This window comes from Methylosinus sp. DMC45, from assembly GCF_056313885.1.
The window spans coordinates 38,793-60,554 of sequence record NZ_JBQUZK010000044.1 but is presented as its reverse complement, the minus strand read 5'-3'; the positions used below and the strand labels follow the sequence as shown (position 1 = coordinate 60,554).

16 protein-coding genes are annotated in these 21,762 nt (G+C 66.2%); 7 read left to right on the top strand and 9 right to left on the bottom strand.

All coding sequences use genetic code 11. From position 1 onward, the window contains the following. Positions 1-85: 85 nt before the first annotated feature. The gene (locus ACT53T_RS12205; protein WP_018264921.1) at positions 86-826 is read right to left on the bottom strand and encodes an ABC transporter ATP-binding protein; all 741 of its coding nucleotides are present in this window, start codon (positions 824-826) and stop codon (positions 86-88) included. After that, positions 816-1,613, bottom strand: a complete 798-nt coding sequence (locus ACT53T_RS12200; RefSeq protein ID WP_371212328.1) for an ABC transporter permease — start codon at positions 1,611-1,613, stop codon at positions 816-818. The genes ACT53T_RS12205 and ACT53T_RS12200 overlap by 11 nt, the downstream gene beginning before the upstream one ends. 211 nt (positions 1,614-1,824) lie before the next feature. Between ACT53T_RS12200 and trxA the strand changes: the two genes are divergently transcribed. The 5 genes from trxA to ACT53T_RS12175 all read left to right on the top strand — a co-directional run bounded on the left by trxA (position 1,825) and on the right by ACT53T_RS12175 (position 13,032). Further along, complete coding sequence (gene trxA / locus ACT53T_RS12195) at positions 1,825-2,151, top strand: thioredoxin (RefSeq protein WP_018264919.1); 327 nt, start codon at positions 1,825-1,827, stop codon at positions 2,149-2,151. 40 nt (positions 2,152-2,191) lie between these two features. Then, positions 2,192-2,911, top strand: a complete 720-nt coding sequence (gene modB / locus ACT53T_RS12190; RefSeq protein ID WP_018264918.1) for a molybdate ABC transporter permease subunit — start codon at positions 2,192-2,194, stop codon at positions 2,909-2,911. Beyond that, positions 2,908-4,002, top strand: a complete 1,095-nt coding sequence (gene modC / locus ACT53T_RS12185) for a molybdenum ABC transporter ATP-binding protein (protein ID WP_476161394.1) — start codon at positions 2,908-2,910, stop codon at positions 4,000-4,002. Before modB ends, modC begins: the two co-directional genes overlap by 4 nt. Positions 4,003-4,445: 443 nt before the next feature. Further along, a complete protein-coding gene (locus ACT53T_RS12180) occupies positions 4,446-10,904 on the top strand; it encodes a hypothetical protein (RefSeq protein ID WP_476161393.1) in 6,459 nt (2,152 codons plus the stop codon). Between the two features lie 97 nt (positions 10,905-11,001). Beyond that, entirely contained in the window at positions 11,002-13,032 is a 2,031-nt protein-coding gene (locus ACT53T_RS12175) for an O-linked N-acetylglucosamine transferase, SPINDLY family protein (protein WP_476161392.1), read from the top strand. A gap of 22 nt (positions 13,033-13,054) precedes the next feature. Here ACT53T_RS12175 and dnaA read toward each other — a convergent pair whose 3' ends face one another. From dnaA to coaBC, 6 genes are all read right to left on the bottom strand, one after another. Further along, a complete protein-coding gene (gene dnaA, locus ACT53T_RS12170) occupies positions 13,055-14,542 on the bottom strand; it encodes a chromosomal replication initiator protein DnaA (protein WP_476161391.1) in 1,488 nt (495 codons plus the stop codon). A 904-nt stretch (positions 14,543-15,446) separates the two neighbouring features. Next, positions 15,447-15,713: a 30S ribosomal protein S20 gene (gene rpsT, locus ACT53T_RS12165; RefSeq protein WP_108918235.1), complete on the bottom strand. Its 267-nt coding sequence runs from the start codon at positions 15,711-15,713 to the stop codon at positions 15,447-15,449. Between the two features lie 147 nt (positions 15,714-15,860). Beyond that, on the bottom strand, positions 15,861-16,634 hold the full coding sequence (locus tag ACT53T_RS12160; protein ID WP_476161507.1) for an enoyl-CoA hydratase: 774 nt from the start codon (positions 16,632-16,634) through the stop codon (positions 15,861-15,863). 37 nt (positions 16,635-16,671) lie between these two features. Further along, positions 16,672-17,118, bottom strand: a complete 447-nt coding sequence (locus tag ACT53T_RS12155; protein ID WP_476161390.1) for an RrF2 family transcriptional regulator — start codon at positions 17,116-17,118, stop codon at positions 16,672-16,674. Beyond that, entirely contained in the window at positions 17,115-17,600 is a 486-nt protein-coding gene (dut, locus tag ACT53T_RS12150; protein WP_476161389.1) for a dUTP diphosphatase, read from the bottom strand. The genes ACT53T_RS12155 and dut overlap by 4 nt, the downstream gene beginning before the upstream one ends. Further along, positions 17,597-18,847, bottom strand: a complete 1,251-nt coding sequence (gene coaBC, locus ACT53T_RS12145; RefSeq protein WP_476161388.1) for a bifunctional phosphopantothenoylcysteine decarboxylase/phosphopantothenate--cysteine ligase CoaBC — start codon at positions 18,845-18,847, stop codon at positions 17,597-17,599. Before coaBC ends, dut begins: the two co-directional genes overlap by 4 nt. Before the next feature lie 408 nt (positions 18,848-19,255). Between coaBC and ACT53T_RS12140 the strand changes: the two genes are divergently transcribed. Next, entirely contained in the window at positions 19,256-19,666 is a 411-nt protein-coding gene (locus ACT53T_RS12140) for a hypothetical protein (RefSeq protein WP_476161387.1), read from the top strand. 334 nt (positions 19,667-20,000) lie between these two features. Here the strand turns inward: ACT53T_RS12140 and ACT53T_RS12135 are convergent, their stop codons facing one another. Then, positions 20,001-20,429, bottom strand: a complete 429-nt coding sequence (locus ACT53T_RS12135; protein WP_476161386.1) for a hypothetical protein — start codon at positions 20,427-20,429, stop codon at positions 20,001-20,003. Positions 20,430-20,573: 144 nt separating this feature from the next. Here ACT53T_RS12135 and recF point away from each other — a divergent pair, with 144 nt between their 5' ends. Further along, positions 20,574-21,737, top strand: a complete 1,164-nt coding sequence (recF, locus tag ACT53T_RS12130; RefSeq protein ID WP_476161385.1) for a DNA replication/repair protein RecF — start codon at positions 20,574-20,576, stop codon at positions 21,735-21,737. The last annotated feature ends 25 nt before the right edge of the window (positions 21,738-21,762 follow it).

Sequence of the window (21,762 nt, the reverse complement as noted above, 5' to 3'; positions counted from 1 at the left end):
ACCTTCGTCATCGTGAGGAGCGAAGCGACGATCCAGGGGCCGCCCTCGACTCCTGGATTGCTTCGCATCGCTCGCAATGACGACATCACGCCGCGGCGAGCACCACCTCGCGATAATGGGGAATGACGACATCCGGCGCGCCGGTCTCGCGCACCGCGCCCTCGTCGATCCAGATCACGCGGTCGCAGAGATCGCCGAGAAAGCGCAGATCGTGCGAGACCATCAAAATGGTCCCTTTCTTGGCGAAATCGGCGATGAAGGCCTCGCATTTGGCCTGGAACACCTCGTCGCCGACCGACAGCGCCTCATCGACGATGAGGATGTCGGCGTCGGCGTTGGCGCAAATGGCGAAAGCGACGCGCGCCACCATGCCGCTGGAATAGAGCCGCATGGGCTGATCGAAGAACGCCCCGATATCGGCGAATTCGGCGATGGCCGGCAGGCGCTTTTCCACCTCCTTGCGCTTCAATCCGAGGATCGCGCCGCCGATCATGGCGTTCTCGCGTCCGGTGAGCAGGCCGTCGAAGCCGGAGCCCAGCGCCAGAATCGGCGCCACGCGGCCCTTGACCTCGAAGGAGCCGCGCGTCGGCCGCGTGATGCCGCAGAGAATTTGCAGCAGCGTCGTCTTGCCCGCGCCATTGCGGCCGATAATGCCGACCTTCTCGCCCTTGCCGACCTCGAAGCCTATGTCGTGGAGCACCCAATGCTCCTGATAGAACTTCTTCCACAGGCCAAAGAGGATCTGCTTCAGCTGGTCGTTGCGGTGCAGATAGAGCTGGAACGCCTTGCCGACGCCGTCGCAGCGGATGATGGGTTCAGATGACATCGACGATGACCGATTTGTAGCGCATGAAGAACTGATAGCCGAACAGGAATATCCCGTAGGACACCAGGGCCAGCGCGACATAAGCGATGGGATTGGGCAGCACGCCGTCGAGCGCCACGCCGCGCAGCATCTCTATATAGTCGCCGACGAGATTGAGGCGCAGCCAGATCGAGATATGCGAAGGCATCTGATCGAGCCGATAGAAGATCGGCGTCGCGAACATCAGCACCGGCACGACCGACACCATGATATGCGCCACATCGCGGGTGAAGGCGCCGAGCGCCATCAGAAACCAGACGACGCCGAGCATGAAGCAGGCGAAGGGCAGAATCAGCAGCGGCGCGAAGAAAATCGTCATCGGCAATTCGCCGGCCGTCAGCAGGCGGAAGATCACATAGACGCCGAGGCTGATGCCGCCATAGACGAAGGAGCGAATCGTCGCCACCCAGGCGATCGTCTCGCTGGGGAAGATCGATTTCTTCACAAAGGTCACATGCTCGTGCAGCAGGCCCGGCGCGCGATAGGCGAGCTCGCTGAACACATTGAAGACGATGAGCCCGATGAAGATGCCGGCGGCGTAATCGCTGGTGCTCATGCCCGCCGACAATTGCGGAACCGTTATGGAAAACAGAACGGTATAGGTCAGCAGCATGATCAGCGGGGCGAGCACGGCCCAGAGCGGCCCGAGCACGGAGCCGCGGAATCTGGAGGTCAGCTCCCGCCGCACCACGGCGCGGATGAGCTCCCTATGGTGCCAGGCCCGCTCGAAGGGAGCGACATAGGCGATGGGCGGTATCTGAGCGAGCGACAGGCCGAACCTCCTTCGATCGAATACGGCGGCGCAGCCGCATAGACCAGCTCGGCGCCGCCTCTGTCAACGGTCGGGCGCCGGGCGGGCCGGATCGACCCGGCTCCGCCTCGCCAGGGTCGACCTCGGCTTGACGCGCCGCCGCGCCGTTCCTACTCTTTCGACAAAGTTTCAATTCGAAAGGAAAGCCATGTCTGCCGCGACCGTCAAAGTCTCCGATGCGAGCTTCGAAGCCGAGGTTCTGAAATCCGACCAGCCGGTCGTCGTGGATTTCTGGGCCGAATGGTGCGGCCCCTGCCGCACCATCGCGCCGGCGCTCGAGGAGATCGCCACCGAGCTCAAGGACAAGCTCAAGATCGTCAAGCTCAATGTCGACGAGAACCCCAATGTCGCCGGCATGCTGGGCATTCGCTCCATCCCGACGCTCATCATCTTCAAGGACGGCAAGGCCGCCTCGCAGAAGGTGGGCGCCGCGCCCAAGGGCGAATTGCTGCGCTGGATCAACGGCGCTATATAAGCGCTCGACGTAGCGGGAGTGAAGGCGTAAGTCCTGGGGCATGACCCTCTCGGATCTCGCGCCTTCCCTCCAATTCTCCCCGCAGGAGCTGACGGCGATCGCCCTCAGCCTGAAGGTCGCGGGGACGGCGACCGTCTTCTCGCTGCCGCTCGCCGTCTTCGTCGCCTATGCGCTGGCGCGCTGGCGCTTCCCCGGCCATGCGGCGCTGAACGCCTTCATTCATCTGCCGCTGGTCATGCCGCCGGTCGTCACCGGCTTCGCCCTGCTGCTGCTGCTCGGCCGCAAGACGCCGCTCGGCCACTTTCTCGCGGAATATTTCGGCGTCGTCTTCGCCTTTCGCTGGACCGGCGCGGCGCTGGCAGCCGCCGTGATGAGCTTTCCGCTGATGATCCGCCCGATTCGCCTCTCCTTCGAGAGCATAGACGAGCGGCTGGCGCTGGCCTCGCGCTCGCTGGGCGCCGATCCGCTGTGGACCTTCTTCCTGGTGACGCTGCCTCTGGCGGCGCCTGGCGTCATCGTCGGCTCCATTCTCGGTTTCGCCAAGGCGCTCGGCGAATTCGGCGCGACCATCACCTTCGTCTCCAACATTCCCGGCGAGACGCAGACGATTCCCTCCGCCATCTACAGCTTCACCCAGACGCCGGACGGCGACGCCGACGCGCTGCGGCTCGCCGCCGTCTCGGCGACGATCGCCGTGGCCGCGCTCGTCGTCTCGGAGATCTTGCAAAAACGCGCCGATGCGACGCGAGCCGGCAAATGATCGGCGTCGACATAAAATTGCACCGGGGCGATTTCACCCTCGCCGCCGCCTTCGCGTCCAAGGCCCGCATCCTCGCGCTGCATGGACCGTCCGGCTCCGGCAAGACGACGCTCGCCCATCTCGTCGCCGGCCTCACGGCGCCGGACGAGGGCCATATCGTCGTCAATGGCGCGCTTCTCGTCGATACGGCGCAGCGTCTCTTCGTGCCGCCGGAGAAGCGCCGAATCGGCCTCGTGTTTCAGGATGCGCTGCTGTTTCCGCATTTCGACGTGAGGACGAATATTCTGTTCGGCCGCTTCTTCACGCCCAAGGCGGAGCGCCGCGTGCCATTCGAGGCCGTCGTCGAGACGCTCGGCGTCGCGCATCTGCTGCGCCGCCGAGCCGGCGCGCTCTCGGGCGGCGAGCGGCAGCGCGTCGGCCTCGCCCGCGCCCTGCTCTGCTCGCCGCGCCTTTTGGTGATGGACGAGCCCATGGCCTCGCTCGACTATGACCGGCGCCAGGAGATCATGACGCTGATCGAGCGGCTGCGCGACGAGTTCTCGATTCCGATCCTGCTCGTGTCTCACGCGGCCGACGAGATATTGCGCCTCGCCGACGAGGTGATCTCGCTCGAGCGCGGCGGCAGCGTCGCGCAAGGCCTGCCCTCGGAGACGCTCGCCGCCGCCAGCCGGCATACGGAAGGCGGCCGCTTCTCGGTGGTCAGCGCGCTGGTCGCGCATGTCGGCGACTATGATCCGCGCTATGGCGTGACGCGGCTCGCGCATCCCTCGGGCGAGATCGTCGTCGCGGCGCATGTCGCCAATGGCGACCGGCAAGTGCGCGCGCTCATCAACGCCACCGATGTGGCGCTCGCCTACCGCAAGCCGGAGAACACCAGCATACGCACCGTGCTTTGCGGCCGCATCGTCGCGATCGACGAGGATGCGAGTCCGCTCGCCTTCGTGCGGCTCGAGCTCGAAGGCGGCGATCGGCTCATCTCGGCGACAACGCGGCTGTCGGTCGCCGAAATGAATCTGAGCGTCGGCGCGCAAGTCTATGCGCTGGTGAAATCGGTGGCGCTGGACGAAAGAGAGCTCCGCGCGAATGCTTGAGCGCGCCGCCGCCAGCCCGCGAACCGCTCTCTCGGACACGAATCCTCGCGCGGAAATCATAGGAATTCGTTAGCTCTTTCATTTAGATGTTTGTTAAGACCTCCATGCGATCTTCAAAACCGCGAAGCCTCCGATAAGGGATCGCTTCGTATTCGCGCCGAACAGGACAGATGATCTGTCCGCCGCCGGCCCGGCACAGGAATCTCGAGCCCCGTTCGGCTCGCAGGTCTCCGTCGGAGGCACGGCCAAGCGCGACGGTGTTCTCCAAACCTTCGTGAACCAAGGCACAGCCGCCGGCCCCTCGCGCCGGAGCGATCGCTCGCGCGTCCTCGCTGCGTCCTGCGCTCACGCCCGATGCGGACCGAGCGCGCTCGGGCCGAGAACCGTCACGCCGTCACACTTTCGTTTCTTCGTAAACAGCTTCATTGGAAGCGGAGCGCCCGATGACCTCGATCTTCACCTCTCTCAACGCCACTCAGGTTGCCGGGCTCACCACGACCATCATATCCAATCTGACGACGACGGACATAGCGGCGCTCAGCACCACGCAGACGGCGGCGCTCAAATCGACGCAGCTCAACGCGCTCAACTCGACCGATCTCCAATATTTCGCGCAGACGCAGATCGCGGCGCTCTCGGCCAACGCCATCGCCGGCCTCTCGCTCGCGCAGATCGGCAATTTGACGACGACGCAGGCCGACGAATTCACCGCCACCCAGGTCGCGGCGCTCACCACCTCGCAGATCGGCGCGCTCACCTCGACAGAGCTGCAAGGCTGGGACGGCACACAGCTCGGCGCGCTCACCTCCACCCAGATCGGCAAGCTCACCACCACGGCGATCAGCAATCTCTCGACGACGCAAATCTCGACGCTGAGCCAGACGCAGGTCCGCGGCCTCACCACCTCGCAGCTCAATGCGCTGACCACCGCCGATCTCATCGCGGTCAATCTCGCCAATCTGACCACCTCGCAGATCGCCGGCCTCGACGGCGCCGCGGCTGGCAATCTCTCCACCACGCAGGCGGAAAACCTCACATCCTCGCAGATCGGCGCCTTGTCGGCGACGGCTTTCGCCGGCCTCTCGTCGACGGAAGTCCAGGCGTGGAGCACCACGCAGCTCGCCGGCCTCACGGCCACGCAGCTGGGCAAGCTCACCACCACCGCGCTGTCGAACCTCTCGACGACGCAGGTCACTGATCTGACCTCGACGCAGGTGCGCGGCCTCACCGCAACGCAGATCGGTGGCCTGTCGGCGAGCTACCTCGACGCCATCGACGCCGGCGACTTCTCGACCAGCCAGATCGCCGCGCTCGACGCAACCGTCACCGGCAATCTCTCCACAACCCAGGTCGGCAATCTCTCCGCAGCGCAGATCGGATCGCTCTCGGCTACCGCATTCGGCGCGCTGACCTCCACCGAAGTGCAGGCCTTCACCTCGACGCAGCTCGCCGGCCTCACCGCAACGCAGCTGGGCAAGCTCACCACCACCGCTCTGTCGAACCTCTCCACCACGCAGGTCACCAACCTGACCTCGACCCAGGTCCGCGGCCTCACCGCAACGCAGATCGGCGGCCTCTCCGCCTCCTATCTCGACGCCATCGACGCCGGAGACTTCTCGACCTCCCAGATTGGCGCGCTCGACGCAACCGTCACCGGCAATCTCTCCACCACCCAGGTCGGCAATCTCACCTCCACCCAGATCGGATCGCTCTCGGCCACCGCCTTCGGCGCGCTGACCTCCACCGAAGTGCAGGCCTTCACCTCCACGCAGCTCGCCGGCCTCACCGCCACGCAGATCGGCAAGCTCACCACGACCGCTCTGTCGAACCTCTCCACCACGCAGGTCACTGACCTGACCTCGACGCAGGTCCGCGGCCTCACCGCAACGCAGATCGGCGGCCTCGCCGCCTCCTATCTCGACGCCATCGACGCCGGCGACTTCTCGACCTCCCAGATCGGCGCGCTCGACGCCACCGTCACCGGCAATCTCTCGACGACCCAGGTCGGCAATCTCTCCGCCGCCCAGATCGGCTCGCTCTCGGCTACCGCATTCGGCGCGCTGACCTCGACGGAAGTGCAGGCCTTCACCTCGACGCAGCTCGCCGGCCTCACCGCCACGCAGCTGGGCAAGCTCACCACAACCGCTCTGTCGAACCTCTCCACGACGCAGGTCACTGATCTGACCTCGACGCAGGTGCGCGGCCTCACCGCAACGCAGATCGGTGGCCTGTCGGCGAGCTACCTCGACGCCATCGACGCCGGCGACTTCTCGACCAGCCAGATCGCCGCGCTCGACGCAACCGTCACCGGCAATCTCTCGACGACCCAGGTCGGCAATCTCTCCGCCGCTCAGATCGGCTCGCTCTCCGCCACCGCATTCGGCGCGCTGACCTCCACCGAAGTGCAGGCCTTCACCTCCACCCAGCTCGCCGGCCTCACCGCCACGCAGCTGGGCAAGCTCACCACGACCGCTCTGTCGAACCTCTCCACCACGCAGGTCACTGATCTGACCTCGACGCAGGTGCGCGGCCTCACCGCAACGCAGATCGGCGGACTCGCGGCCTCCTATCTCGACGCCATCGACGTCGGCGACTTCTCGACCAGCCAGATCGGCGCGCTCGACGCAACCGTCACCGGCAATCTCTCCACCACGCAGGTCGGCAACCTCTCCGCCGCCCAGATCGGATCGCTCTCCGCCACCGCATTCGGCGCGCTGACCTCCACGGAAGTGCAGGCCTTCACCTCGACGCAGCTCGCCGGCCTCACCGCAACGCAGCTGGGCAAGCTCACCACCACGGCGCTGTCGAACCTCTCCACGACACAGGTCACGAATCTGACCTCGACGCAGGTGCGCGGCCTCACCGCAACGCAGATCGGCGGACTCGCCGCCTCCTATCTCGACGCCATCGATACGGCGGACTTCTCGACCTCCCAGATCGGCGCGCTCGACGCAACCGTCACCGGCAATCTCTCCACGACCCAGGTCGGCAATCTCACCTCCACTCAGATCGGCTCGCTCTCCGCCACCGCCTTCGGCGCGCTGACCTCCACGGAGGTGCAGGCCTTCACCTCGACGCAGCTCGCCGGCCTCACCGCCACGCAGATCGGCAAGCTCACCACCACAGCGCTGTCGAACCTCTCCACGACACAGGTCACTGACCTGACCTCGACGCAGGTCCGCGGCCTCACGGCGACGCAGATCGGCGGCCTCTCCGCCTCCTATCTCGACGCCATCGACGCCGGAGACTTCTCGACCAGCCAGATCGGTGCGCTCGACGCAACCGTCACCGGCAATCTCTCGACGACCCAGGTCAGCAATCTCTCCGCCGCCCAGATCGGATCACTCTCCGCCACCGCCTTCGGCGCGCTGACCTCCACCGAAGTGCAGGCCTTCACCTCGACGCAGCTCGCCGGCCTCACCGCAACGCAGATCGGCAAGCTCACCACGACCGCTCTGTCGAACCTCTCCACCACGCAGGTCACGAATCTGACCTCGACGCAGGTGCGCGGCCTCACCGCAACGCAGATCGGCGGACTCGCGGCCTCCTATCTCGACGCCATCGACGTCGGCGACTTCTCGACCTCCCAGATCGGGGCGCTCGACGCCACCGTCACCGGCAATCTCTCCACCACCCAGGTCGGCAATCTCTCCGCCGCTCAGATCGGCTCACTCTCGGCAACCGCATTCGGCGCGCTGACCTCCACCGAGGTGCAGGCCTTCACCTCCACGCAGCTCGCCGGCCTCACCGCAGCGCAGCTGGGCAAGCTCACCACGTCCGCTCTGTCGAACCTCTCCACCACGCAGGTCACTGACCTGACCTCGACGCAGGTCCGCGGCCTCACGGCGACGCAGATCGGTGGCCTCTCCGCTTCCTATCTCGACGCCATCGACGCTGGCGACTTCTCGACCAGCCAGATCGGTGCGCTCGACGCAACCGTCACCGGCAATCTCTCGACGACACAGGTCGGCAATCTCTCCGCCGCCCAGATCGGATCGCTCTCGGCAACCGCCTTCGGCGCGCTGACCTCCACCGAAGTGCAGGCCTTCACCTCGACGCAGCTCGCCGGCCTCACCGCCACGCAGATCGGCAAGCTGACGACGACGGCGCTCTCCAACCTCTCGACGACGCAGGTCACGAATCTGACCTCGACGCAGGTCCGCGGCCTCACCGCAACGCAGATCGGCGGACTCTCCGCCTCCTATCTCGACGCCATCGACGCCGGAGACTTCTCGACCAGCCAGATCGGCGCGCTCGACGCCACCGTCACCGGCAATCTCTCCACGACCCAGGTCGGCAATCTCTCCGCCGCTCAGATCGGATCGCTCTCGGCAACCGCATTCGGCGCGCTGACCTCCACCGAGGTGCAGGCCTTCACCTCGACGCAACTCGCCGGCCTCACCGCAACGCAGATCGGCAAGCTCACCACCACGGCAATCTCGAACCTCTCCACGACGCAGGTCACTGACCTGACCTCGACGCAGGTCCGCGGCCTCACCGCAACGCAGATCGGCGGCCTCTCCGCCTCCTATCTCGACGCCATCGACGCCGGCGACTTCTCGACCAGCCAGATCGCCGCGCTCGACGCCACCGTCACCGGCAATCTCTCCACAACCCAGGTCGGCAATCTCTCCGCAGCGCAGATCGGATCGCTTTCGGCAACCGCCTTCGGCGCGCTGACCTCCACCGAGGTGCAGGCCTTCACCTCGACACAGCTCGCCGGCCTCACCGCAACGCAGCTGGGCAAGCTCACCGCCACCGCTCTGTCGAATCTCTCCACCACGCAGGTCACTGACCTGACCTCGACGCAGGTGCGTGGCCTCACCGCAACGCAGATCGGCGGACTCGCGGCCTCCTATCTCGACGCCATCGACGCTGGCGATTTCTCGACCAGCCAGATCGCCGCGCTCGACGCCACCGTCACTGGCAATCTCTCGACGACACAGGTCGGCAATCTCTCCGCCGCCCAGATCGGCTCGCTCTCGGCAATCGCCTTCGGCGCGCTGACCTCCACCGAGGTGCAGGCCTTCACCTCGACGCAGCTCGCCGGCCTCACCGCCACGCAGATCGGCAAGCTCACCACCACGGCAATCTCGAACCTCTCCACCACGCAGGTCACTGATCTGACCTCGACGCAGGTCCGCGGCCTCACGGCGACGCAGATTGGCGGACTCTCCGCCTCCTATCTCGACGCCATCGATACGGCGGACTTCTCGACCAGCCAGATCGGGGCGCTCGACGCCACCGTCACCGGCAATCTCTCCACAACGCAGGTCGGCAACCTCTCCGCCGCCCAGATCGGATCGCTCTCCGCCACCGCCTTCGGCGCACTGACCTCCACCGAAGTGCAGGCCTTCACCTCGACGCAGCTCGCCGGCCTCACAGCAACGCAGATCGGCAAGCTCACCACCACGGCAATCTCGAACCTCTCGACCACGCAGGTCACGAATCTGACCTCGACGCAGGTCCGCGGCCTCACCGCAACGCAGATCGGCGGCCTGTCGGCGAGCTATCTCGACGCGATCGACGCCGGAGACTTCTCGACCAGCCAGATCGGCGCGCTCGACGCCACCGTCACCGGCAATCTCTCCACCACCCAGGTCGGCAATCTCACCTCCACCCAGATCGGATCGCTCTCGGCAACCGCCTTCGGCGCGCTGACCTCCACCGAGGTGCAGGCCTTCACCTCGACGCAGCTCGCCGGCCTCACAGCAACGCAGCTGGGCAAGCTCACCACCACAGCGCTGTCGAACCTCTCCACGACGCAGGTCACTGATCTGACCTCGACGCAAGTCCGCGGCCTCACTGCCACGCAGATCGGCGGCCTCTCGGCCTCCTATCTCGACGCGATCGACGCCGGAGACTTCTCGACCAGCCAGATCGGCGCGCTCGACGCAACCGTCACCGGCAATCTCTCCACGACCCAGGTCGGCAATCTCTCCGCCGCTCAGATCGGCTCGCTCTCGGCCACGGCCTTCGGCGCGCTGACCTCGACCGAGGTGCAGGCCTTCACCTCGACGCAGCTCGCCGGCCTCACGGCCACGCAGATCGGCAAGCTCACCACCACAGCGCTGTCGAACCTCTCCACCACGCAGGTCACTGATCTGACCTCGACGCAGGTCCGCGGCCTCACTGCAACGCAGATCGGCGGCCTCTCCGCCTCCTATCTCGACGCCATCGACGCCGGAGACTTCTCGACCAGCCAGATCGGCGCGCTCGACGCCACCGTCACCGGAAACCTCTCCACGACCCAGGTCGGCAATCTCTCCGCCACCCAGATCGGCTCGCTCTCCGCCACCGCCTTCGGCGCGCTGACCTCCACGGAGGTGCAGGCCTTCACCTCCACGCAGCTCGCCGGCCTCACCGCAACGCAGCTGGGCAAGCTCACCACGACCGCTCTGTCGAACCTCTCCACCACGCAGGTCACTGATCTGACCTCGACGCAGGTCCGCGGCCTTACCGCCACGCAGCTGGACGGGCTGTCGGCGAGCTACCTGGACGCCATCGACGCTGGCGACTTCTCGACGAGCCAGATCGGCGGACTGGATTCGACCGCAGTCGGCAATCTCACCTCGACGCAGGTCGGGGCGCTGACCTCGGCGCAGGTCGGCGCGCTCTCGGCGACATCGATCAACTCGTTGACCACGACGGAGATCAACACGCTGAGCAGCACGCAGGTCGCGGGCCTCACCAAGACGCAGCTCACCGCTCTGAGCACGACCAACTTCAGCGCTCTGAGCAGCACGACGGGCATTCCGGCGCTGACGACCACGGCCATCGCCGGCCTCACCACCGCGGATATCGCCGCGCTCAGCACGACCCAGGGCAACGCCTTCACGACAACCCAGATTCAGGCAATGTCCGTGGATCAAGCTATCGCGCTCGTGTCTCTCATCGGCTGACGGCGAGGGGCGCGAGACGCGGTGACTTTCGTCACCCGTCCGCAACGACGCTCCGGGCGGCATCGCCCGGGCGCCGCCCTCTCGAATGGACGTCGACATGACCACGCAGCCGAACGAATCGGAGACCGCCCTCGCGCTGTTCCAGGCAGCGATCGAAAAATCCTACTCGCGCAAGCTGACCATCGCCGATCTGTTCACCGCCGCCGCGCAATTGAAAGCGCTGGGGCTCGATCAGCGGGCGGCCGAGCTCTACAAGCATTGGATCGCCTTCAACGCCGACGATCCCGTCGTCTATGCGGCCTATTTCAATTATGCGACGGCTTTGGCCGACTCGGGCGATCGCCCGGGCGCGATCAATGCGCTGCGCGAGGCGATCCGCATTCAGCCGGATTTCCAGCCGCCCTATATAAATCTCGGGCGGCTGCTCGAGGATTCCGGCCTCGTCGGCGCGGCGGTCGCACAATGGATGGCGCTCATCGAGCGGACCCCCGCCGTCAATGGCGACTCGGTCGCGCATAAGCTCAGCGCGCTGCAGCAGACGGGGCGCGTGCTCGAGAGCCTCAACAAGGACGAGGCGGCGGAAGACGCGCTGCGGCAGATTCTCGAGATCGATCCCAAGCGGCAGGAGGTCGTGCAGCATTGGATCGCGCTGCGCCAGCGCCAATGCAAATGGCCTGTCGTTCTGCCCTCCGAGCATGTGAGCCTCGCCGATCTCGCCAATGGCATATCGTCGCTGTCGCTCGCCAATCATGCCGACGATCCGATGTTCCAGCTCGCCAAGGCGCATCATTACGAGAAGCGCTCCATCGGCCGGCCCAAACGCGGGCTGCGCCCAGCAGAGCCGAAGCGGGCGCGCAAGCAGCGGTTGCGTATCGGCTATGTCTCCTCCGATCTGCGCGAGCATGCGGTCGGCTTCGCCATGACCGATGTGCTGGAGTCGCATGATCGCGCGCATTTCGAGATCTACGCCTATTATTGTGGCATCGCGCGCAATGATCCGACGCGCGAGCGCATCGCCGCGGCCGTCGATCGCTGGACCGACATCAATGGAATGGACGATGAGACGGCGGCGCGAAAAATCGCCGCGGACGAGATCGACATTCTCGTCGATCTCAACGGCTACACCAAGGATGCGCGCACCAAGGTGTTCTCGCTGCGGCCGGCGCCGATCATCGTCAACTGGTTCGGCTTCCCCGGCACGATGGGCAGCCCCTATCATCATTACATCATCGCCGATCCGGTGATCATTCCCAAAGGCGCGGAGATCTACTACTCAGAGAAGGTGGCGCGGCTCGCCTGCTACCAGCCCAATGATCGCAAGCGCGTGGTCGCGCCGCAGCGCCCGACGCGCGCCGAGGCGGGATTGCCGGAGGACGCTTTCGTCTATTGCTCGCTCAACGGCATGCAGAAGCTCACCGCCCTCACCTTCGATCGCTGGGCGCGCATACTGACGGCGGTTCCCGGCAGCGTGCTATGGCTGCTCACCGGCACGGAGCAGACCAACGCCCGCGTGCGCGCGGAGGCGAAAGCGCGCGGCGTCGCGCCGGAGCGCATCGTCTTCGCCGAGAAGATGGCCAATCCCCATCATTTGGCGCGCTATCCGCTCGCCGATCTCTTTCTCGACAATTTCCCCTATGGCGCCCATACGACGGCGGCCGACTCGCTGTGGATGGGCGTGCCGATCGTCACCTTCGCCGGCCGCAGCTTCGCCTCGCGCGTCTGCGCCAGCCTGGTGCGCGCGGCGGGCGTCGGCGAGCTCGCCTGCGCCAGCGCGGAGGATTACGTCGCGCTCGCGATAGAGCTCGGCAAGGACAGGCGCAAGCTCGCGGGCCTGCGCGACCGGCTCGCCAATGTGCGCGAGACATCGCTGCTCTTCGACACGCCGCGGCTCGTCGGCGATTTGGAGCAGCTCTATCGCGACATGTGGCGCGACTACGAGAATGGCGAGCTGCCGCGGCCCGACCTGCGCAATCTCGACATTTATCACGAGATCGGGCTCGACCTCGATCTCGAGAAGATGGAGCTGCTGAGCGACGCCGATTATCACGCGCTCTATCAGCGCAAGCTGGCGGAGTGGGACGCCGCCTATCCGATAGAGCCGGACGCGCGCATGTGGCGGCCGCGCTGAGCGCGCGGCCGTGTTCCCCCGCTCACTCGGCGAGCATTCGCTTCAGCAGCTCGATGACCTCGGACAGGCTCTTGTCCTTGGAGGCGAGCTCCTCGACCTTGCGCACGGCGTGCAGCACGGTCGTATGGTCGCGTCCGCCGAAGCGCCGGCCGATCTCCGGCAGCGAGCGCAGCGTCAGCACCTTGGACAGATACATGGCGATCTGCCGCGGGCGCACGACATTGGCGGTGCGGCGCGAGGAGAGAATATCCGCGCGCGAGATATTGTAGTGGCTGGCGACGAGCTTTTGAATGTCGTCGATCTTGACGCGCTTGGGCTCGGCGCTGCGCACGAGATCGCGAATGGCGTTCTCCGCCGTCTCGACGCAGAGCGGCGCGCCGTTCAGCGTCGAATGGGCGAGCAGGCGATTGACCGCGCCTTCGAGATCGCGGCCATTGGTGACGATGGTCTTGGCGATATAGGACATGACCGCCGGCGGCACATGGAAATTGGGCTGCGCCTCCTGCGCGGCGGCGATGCGCGCCTCCAAAATCTTCATGCGCAATTCTTCGTCGAGCGGGCCGATGTCGACGCAGAGCCCGCCCTTGAAGCGCGAGAGCACGCGCTCGTCGAGAGTCTCGAGGTCGGAGGGCGGACGATCGGCGGCGACGACGACCTGCTTGCCGGCGTCGATGAGCGAGTTCAGCGTGTGGCAGAACTCCTGCTGAATGGACTTGCCCTGCAGAAATTGCACATCGTCGATGATGAGCACGTCGATGTTGCGCAGCCGCTCCTTGAAGGCGATCGAATTCTGCTGAGACAACGCAGAGACGAAGCCGCTCATGAACTTCTCGGCGGTGAGATAGAGCACGCGCCGCTTATTGTCATTGGCCGAGCGCGCCACCGCCTGCAGAAGATGCGTCTTGCCGAGTCCGACGGCCGCATGCGTGTAGAGCGGATTGAACAGCGGATGCTCGCCGGGACGGGCGTCGGCGACGCGACAGGCGGCCGCATAGGCGAGCTGGTTGGAAGGGCCGACCAGAAAGGTCGAGAAAGACAGACGACGATCGAGCGGCGAGCCGCCGAAAGACTCGCCATCGCCGCGCGCCGCGGGGCGCATCGGCGCCTTGGCGGGCTGCGCTTCCGCGCGCTCGACGACAATGGCGGCGGGCGCCGGCGACGCCTTCTCGACCATGGCGCCGGAAACGGCTTCCGCATCACGAGCGCGCGGACGGCGCGTCGGCGAGCGCACGTCGATGATGACCTGCTCGAGCGAGGTGAATTCGGCGCACAGCCGCGTGCGGATGCGATCCGCATAGTGAGACTGAATCCAGCTCTTCAAAAATTTCGTCGGCACTGTCAGCAGCGCAGCGCCATCCTTCAGACCTTCGAGCTCCAGCCGCGCGAACCAGGAGCTGTAGACGGCCTCGCCGAGCTCGGCGCGCAGCCGCCCGCGCACGCGCTCCCATTTCTGCCGGGCTTCCGCCGACAGCTCGCTGGAATTCGACTGGTCATCGCTATTATCGGACATGGCTTTCTTTCGCGCTGAAGACGAGTCGAGGCGCGGCGCCGCGACAGCGTCGTCATAGTGAAGCGGATAAATGGTCGGTTTCGATCGATAGGCGCGATCGACGCTCTAGAGGACGCTTACGGCCGGCTCGGCGGACCCACGGAATTTTCGCCGAGGTCGAAGGGACTTCGTCCGTCCTTTCGACTGCGACCTCGCGGCTCGCAGCGCAGCGCTGCGTCGTCGCTCGGTCTCGTGTCGGCTCGCCGCCCAAAAGCCATCACATCACCCCTACATCCGCGATGAGCGAAAGCCCGTCGCGGTCTTGATAATCGGATCTGAAGATACGCAGACAGAAACGCACCTAGCGGCTATCGGCCGATGCATTCGTGGTGTGGTCGACGCATTCGTGGAACGCGTCGGGCAGTCCATCGCAGAGAAGGTGTCACCCGAAGGCTTACATGCGTCTACTCACCCATCCAAGCGACGCCGCTCCTCAGCGCCACGCCACATTTCGAACCTACACGCCCGCTTTTGCGCACGCAACGATGGTCGAGCCGCAGAATGCGCCGAACGTCGCCGCATCGCCGCCGCAGTGACGCAGTTTGCCAGGATAAAGTCATGATTCGTCGCTCAGAAAAATTTACGACGATGGGAGGCGCGACGCGGCGATCTTCGCTCTGTTGCAGCGCGCGCGTTAACGAACCGGGCGTGTCAAGCCCGGCGAGCGTTGGCGACGCAGCGGGCCTTTAACGTAATTAACTGTTTTTAAACCATATACGCTGCGCACAAGAAAAGCGTGTGAAAAAAAATCTCACACTACGAAGACTAGCGGAGTCGGTTTGCCCGCGCGTCGAAATATTACGCAGAACGCAAAAAAGCCCGGCGGAGCCGGGCTTTCGAAACACGCCGTTTGCGCAAGAAAAGATCAGGCCGAAAGAGCCTTCACGCGCGCCGTGAGACGCGAGACCTTGCGCGATGCGGTGTTCTTGTGAATGACGCCGTGCTGCGCGGCGCGCATCACGACCGGCGCGACGCTCTTGAGCACCGCAGCGGCCGTCGCGGCGTCGCCGCTGGCGATCGCCTCCTCGACCTTGCGGACCTGCGTGCGCAGCTGGCTGCGACGCGCGCGGTTGACGGCCGTGCGCCGGGCGATCTTGCGGACGGCCTTTTTGGCCGAGCTGGTGTTGGCCATCTTTTTTCCTTCGACGGTCGAGGCGTGAGGCGGGGGCGCCGCCCAAAAAAGCAAAGCGGCCCCGAAATCGCGGCCAGTTCGCGGGCCTTATACGCGGGCCGGCGTCGTTTCGTCAATGGCCGGGCCATGGGCCGAAGAGAGGGACGCTCAGCGATGCTCGAATTTGGGCGGGCGCTTCTCGATGAAGGCGGTCATACCCTCCTTCTGATCATGCGTCGCGAACAGAGAATAGAACAATCTCCGCTCGAAACGCACGCCTTCCGAGAGCGGCGTCTCATAGGCGCGCTCGACCGCCTCCTTGGCCATCAGCACGGCCGGCAGCGACAGCGCGGCGATCGTCCGCGCGCTCTTCAGCGCCTCTTCCACGAGCTTGTCCGCTGGCACGATTCGGGCGACGAGGCCACAGCGCTCCGCCTCCTCCGCGCCCATCAGCCGGCCGGTGAGGACCAGCTCCATCGCCTTGGATTTGCCGATGGAGCGCACCAGCCGCTGCGTGCCGCCGGAGCCGGGAATGACGCCGAGCTTGATCTCGGGCTGGCCGAACTTGGCCGTGTCCGCGGCCAAAATGAAATCGCACATCATGGCGAGCTCGCAGCCGCCGCCCAGAGCATAGCCGGCGACGGCGGCGATGACGGGCTTGCGCGCGCGCGCCACGCCGTCCCAACGCGCCAGGAAATCGTCGAGATAGGCCTCGGCGACGGTCTTGTCGCGCAGCTCCTTTATGTCGGCGCCGGCGGCGAAGGCCTCCGCCGAGCCGGTCAGCACCACGCAGCCGATTTGAGGATCGGCCTCGAAACGCGCCAGAGCGTCGGCGACCTCGCCGATCAGCCGCGCATTCAGCGCATTCAGCGCGCGCGGCCGGTTGAGCCGCAGCAAAGCGACGCGATCATGCGTCTCGATCTCGATCGTCTCGTAATCCAAGGCCGCCTCCTGCTTTTTCGTCGCTATCATGCGCCCATCAAATTTCGAAGTCGCCCTCATTCGCCTCGATCTCGCCGAGGCCGGCGGCGACCGCGCGCCCATGCAGCTCGTCCAGCGTGATGGTGTCGAGCCTGGCGAGCGCCTGACGCTCCGCCTCCGCGAAGAGCGGATCGACCGCGAGCGCCAGAAGACGCGGCTCCTCGCCATTCTGCGCGCCCTCCTCCGCGCGCAGAGCGACGCGCACGATCTCGCCGACATAGAGACGGCGACGCTCGCGCGCCAGCTCATAGCCGCCGGCCGGGCCGCGCACGCTCTTCAAAATGCCGGCGCGCACCATGGCCTGCAGCATGCTCTCGAGATGCCGCGGCGGCAGATCGTGACGCGCCGCCAGCGCCCGCGACGACACCGGCCGCGCCCGCGCATGCAAGGCGATGTCGAGCGCCGCCAGCACGGCGAGACGCGCGGGACGCGGCAGCAGGCTCATTCGGCTCCGCCCTCGCCCGGCGCGACCTCGCTCGTCCCGGTCGAGCCGAAGCCGCCGTCGCCGCGCGCGGTCTCCTCCAGCGCTTCCGTCGCCTCGATGAGCTCGACATGCTCGTAGCGCGCCACCACGAGCTGCGCGATGCGCATTCCGCGCGAGATCTCGAATGGATGCGTCCCGAAGTTGACCAGCAGAACCTTCACCTCGCCGCGATAATCGCTATCGATGGTGCCGGGCGCGTTGAGCACGCTGACGCCGAATTCCAACGCCAGGCCGGAGCGCGGCCGCACCTGCGCCTCATAGCCCGGCGGCAGCGCCAGCGAGAGGCCCGTCGGCACCAGATCGCGCGCGCCGGGCTCCAGCACCAGCTTGCCGCCGGGCGCGAGCGCGGCGCGCAGATCGAGCCCCGCCGCGCCCGCGCTGGCGTAGGCGGGAAGCGGCAGGCCTTCGCCATGCGGAAGGCGGCGGATGGCGATCTTGGTCACGGCGTCTCTCCCAGCGTGTCGGCGATATGCGCGATGAGCCGCGCCGCGACCTCGGTCTTGTCCAAGCGCGGCCAGGAGGCGACGCCGGCGCGCGAGACGAGGTGAACCTCATTGCTGTCCGCGCCGAAGACTCCAGCGCCGACGTCATTGGCGACAATGAGATCGCAACCCTTGCGCGCGAGCTTCTCCTGCGCATGGGCGAGCACGTCGCGCGTCTCCGCCGCAAAGCCGACGACCAGCGCCGGCCGTCCCTCGCGCCTCTGCGCAACGCTGGCGAGAATATCCGGATTCTCGCGCAGCACGAGCGTCGGCGGCTCGCGCGAGGCGCCCTTCTTGATCTTGTCGGCGGAAGGCTCGACGCGCCAATCGGCGACCGCCGCGGCGCCGATGAACACATCGGCCGGCAGAGCCGCCTCCACCGCCTCGAGCATTTGCTGCGCCGTCTCCACATGGCGCGCGGCGACGCCATTCGGATCGGCGATCTCGACCGGGCCGCTGACCAGAGTGACACGCGCGCCGGCCTGCGCCGCGGCCGCCGCAATGGCGTGGCCCTGCTTGCCGGAGGAGCGGTTGGAGAGAAAGCGCGCCGGATCGATCGGCTCGCGCGTCGGCCCGGAGGTGACGAGCACATGGCGCCCGGCGAGCCTCCCCTGCCCCGCGCAGGGCAGCGGCAGAACCGTATCGCTGCGCAGCGCGGCCTCTATGGCGGCGACGATGGCGAGCGGCTCCGCCATGCGGCCGGGGCCAAATTCGCCGCAGGCCATCTCGCCATCGTCCGGCCCGACGAAGAGCGCGCCATCGCTGCGCAAGGTCGCGACATTGCGCTGCGTCGCCGGATGCAGCCACATGCGCAGATTCATCGCCGGGGCCAGCAGCGCCCTTTTGTCGGTGGCGAGCAGCAGCGTCGTCGCCAGATCATCGGCGAGCCCCTGCGCCATGCGCGCCAGAAGATGCGCCGTCGCCGGCGCGACCACGACGAGATCGGCCTCCCGCGAGAGCCGGATATGGCCCATCTCCTGCTCGTCCATGAGCGAGAAGAGGTCCTCATAGACGCGCTCGCCGGAGAGGCTGGCGAAGGACAGCGGCGTGACGAAACGCGCCGCCGCCGCGGTGAGCACGACACGCACGAAGGCGCCGCGCTCGCGCAGCCGGCGAACCAGCTCCAGCGACTTATAAGCGGCGACGCCGCCGCCGACGACGAGCAGAATGCGCTTGCCCGAAAGGCTCTGCGGATCGGAAGAAACCAAGCGACGGCTCCGCTGCTAGGATACGACTTCCGGCTGAATGGTTCGGCGCGCTCCCCCTCTCCCCGCTCGCGGGGAGAGGGCCGGGGCGAGGGGCTCGGGGCGTGAGCCACAGACGGAAAACGCCCCGAGCCCCTCATCCTCACCTTCTCCCCGCAATGCGGGGAGAAGGAAAGCGGCAAATATTGCGCGAACCAATCAGCCGGAAGCCGTAGAGAGGGAAGAGAATACTCTTTTTCGCTCCGGCCCGGAAAGAGCGCCGCTTTTCCACCCTCCCCTTCAGGGGAGGGTCGGACCGTGCAACGGTCCTCCGGGGTGGGGTCGCCGCCCTGCCCGATCGCCCTCCCCTAGAAGCCGTATCCGGTCGCGGCGCCATGGTCTATATTCGCGCGCGCAGGAATGAGGGAAGGGATGTCGGACTATTTGGACAAGGTGAATCGCATACCGATCTCGGCCGATCTGCTCGGCGAGGTCATGGACATGCTGCGCGCGCTGCCCGTCGAGGAGCGCTGGGCCTCGGGCTCCCGCTCGTCCCGGCTCTACGACATGCTGGAGCGCCGCGGGCTGACCGACACGGCCGACATCGTTGCCGTCGCCATAGACCTGCGCGTGACCGCTCTGCTGCGCCTGCAGAGCCTCGATGCGCTGCGCGGCTGGACGACCCCCGGCGGCGGGCTCCGCGCCAGCCTCGTCCACCCCGATCTGCTGAAAGCCGCCGCCGCCGAGCCGCTCATAGAGGAGGCGGACGGCGAGGCCGTCTTCGACGTGGCGAGCTTCCGTCTGCGGCTACTGGCGGGGGCGGAGGTTTATGGGCGGGCGTGAGGGGAGACCGAGTCCGCTTGGACCCTAAGCGGTCGTTGAAGTTCAAGACAAACCTCGTGCCGTCTCCCTCAATCGGGATGATGGCCGCTATCGTCGCCAAAGGTGTAATAGTCGCCTGAGGCGTAATTGCTGGCGTCATCCTGTGTAAGACCTCCGTCGCTTCGTCGTTCAGGCGGGCGCCGGAACACGAACCAGAAGACGCCTCCCACGAGGGCGAGGCCAAGAACCGCGCCCAAAGTGCTTTCCAACCATCCGGACACGTGTAAATCTCCTCTATGTCAATTTGAAAAAATCTTGACTTTCGCACAACAGGCATTGGCTAGCGACCGATGCCTCAGCGTCTCTTGTACCGGTCTGTTTGTGCGTCTATTTTCGAGCGTATAAAAGGAACGTTTTTTCGTCGATAATCCTGCTCTATTTCGTCAGCGACGGCTTCGCCAACATGGTAACTGATGATGTGCTTGAGGCTACGAAACTCGGCAGCAGTCAGCAAGTCTGGCAATACAGCCATAATGCCTTTGTTTGTAGGTAGATGTTCTATAAATGCATATGCAACAGCAGTTCTCACATCATCGCTTGGGGCGCTTAGACAATACCGCGCATAGGCCATCGTTTGATGAATTCCATCCATATCGTCCGCCTCGAATGATTTTGTGAATTCGCACCACAAATTTATCCAAAGAGCCATCGGACTCTTTGCGCTTTCAATCATTGATTTGTGCTTGGGCAACCTTTCAATTGCAATTCGTTTCCAGCTGCTCACTGCCATCATGCCTTTCTGAGACGCAATCCATAAACCAATTACCAAGCATTCGCATAATTGCCCAACATGGAACAGCGCGCGAAGGGCGCAGCCCGCCCCCTCCCCCGCTAGCCCTCCGCCCCCCGCCGTGGCAAAGCGTCCCGCATGACGCCCGGCCCCTCCCCCGCGATTCTCGCCCCCATGGCGCGGCGGCTGCAGCTCGCCGATTATCGCTCCTATGCCGCGCTGGATTGCGCGATAGAGGCGCCGCTGGTGGCGCTCACCGGCGAGAATGGGGCCGGCAAGACCAATATTCTCGAGGCGCTGTCGCTGTTCTCGGCCGGGCGCGGGCTGCGCGGGGCGGAGCTGGCCGATTGCGCGCGGCGGCAGGGCTCCGGCGGTTTCGCCGTCTCGATCGAGCTCGTCGCCGATGGCGTCGTCACGCAGCTCGGCCATGGGCTGGAGCCGGCCAGCGGCGAGCAGAGCGCGGCGCGGCGCTTTCGCATCGACAGGGCGCCGGTCTCCTCCGCCCGCGCTTTCGCCGATCATCTGCGCCCGCTGTGGCTCACCCCCGCGATGGACGGGCTGTTCGCCGGGCCGGCGGGCGATCGGCGACGCTTTCTGGATCGGCTGGTGCTGAGCGTCGACGCCGAACATGGCGCGCGCGCGGCCAGGCTCGAGCGCGCTCTGCGCAATCGCAACCGCCTGCTCGCCGAGGAGACCGCCGACGCCCGCTGGCTGGACGCCGCCGAGCGCGAGATCGCCGCCCTGGGCGTCGCCGTGGCCGCGGCGCGCGGCGAGACTGTGCTGCGGCTGCGCGCGCTCATCGCGAGAGAGCGCGACGACAGCTCGCCCTTTCCCTGGGCCGAGGTTTCGATAGAGGGGGAGCTGGAGCGCATGATCGCCGAGGAGCCGGCGCTGCAGGTGGAGGATCGCTATCGCGCGCGGCTCGCCGCCGCCCGCCGCCGCGACGCCGCCGCCGGCCGCACGCTGGAAGGCCCGCAGGCGAGCGATCTCTCCGTGCGCCACGGCCCCAAGGACGAGGCGGCGCGCGCCTGCTCCACCGGCGAGCAGAAGGCGCTGCTGGCCGGCCTCGTTCTCGCCCACGCCCGTCTTGTGGCGGCGACCACGGGGCGCGCGCCGCTGCTGCTGCTGGACGAGGTGGCGGCGCATTTCGATCCGCTGCGGCGCGAGGCGCTCTACGCCGAGCTGGAACGCCTCGGCGGACAAGTGTGGATGACGGGCGCCGACCCGGACGTGTTCGCTTCGCTCGGCGGCCGCGCGCAGCTGCTGCGCGTCTTTCCGGGCCGCACCGAGCGCACGATGTGAGTCTTTCTCGACGCTCCCAAAAAAG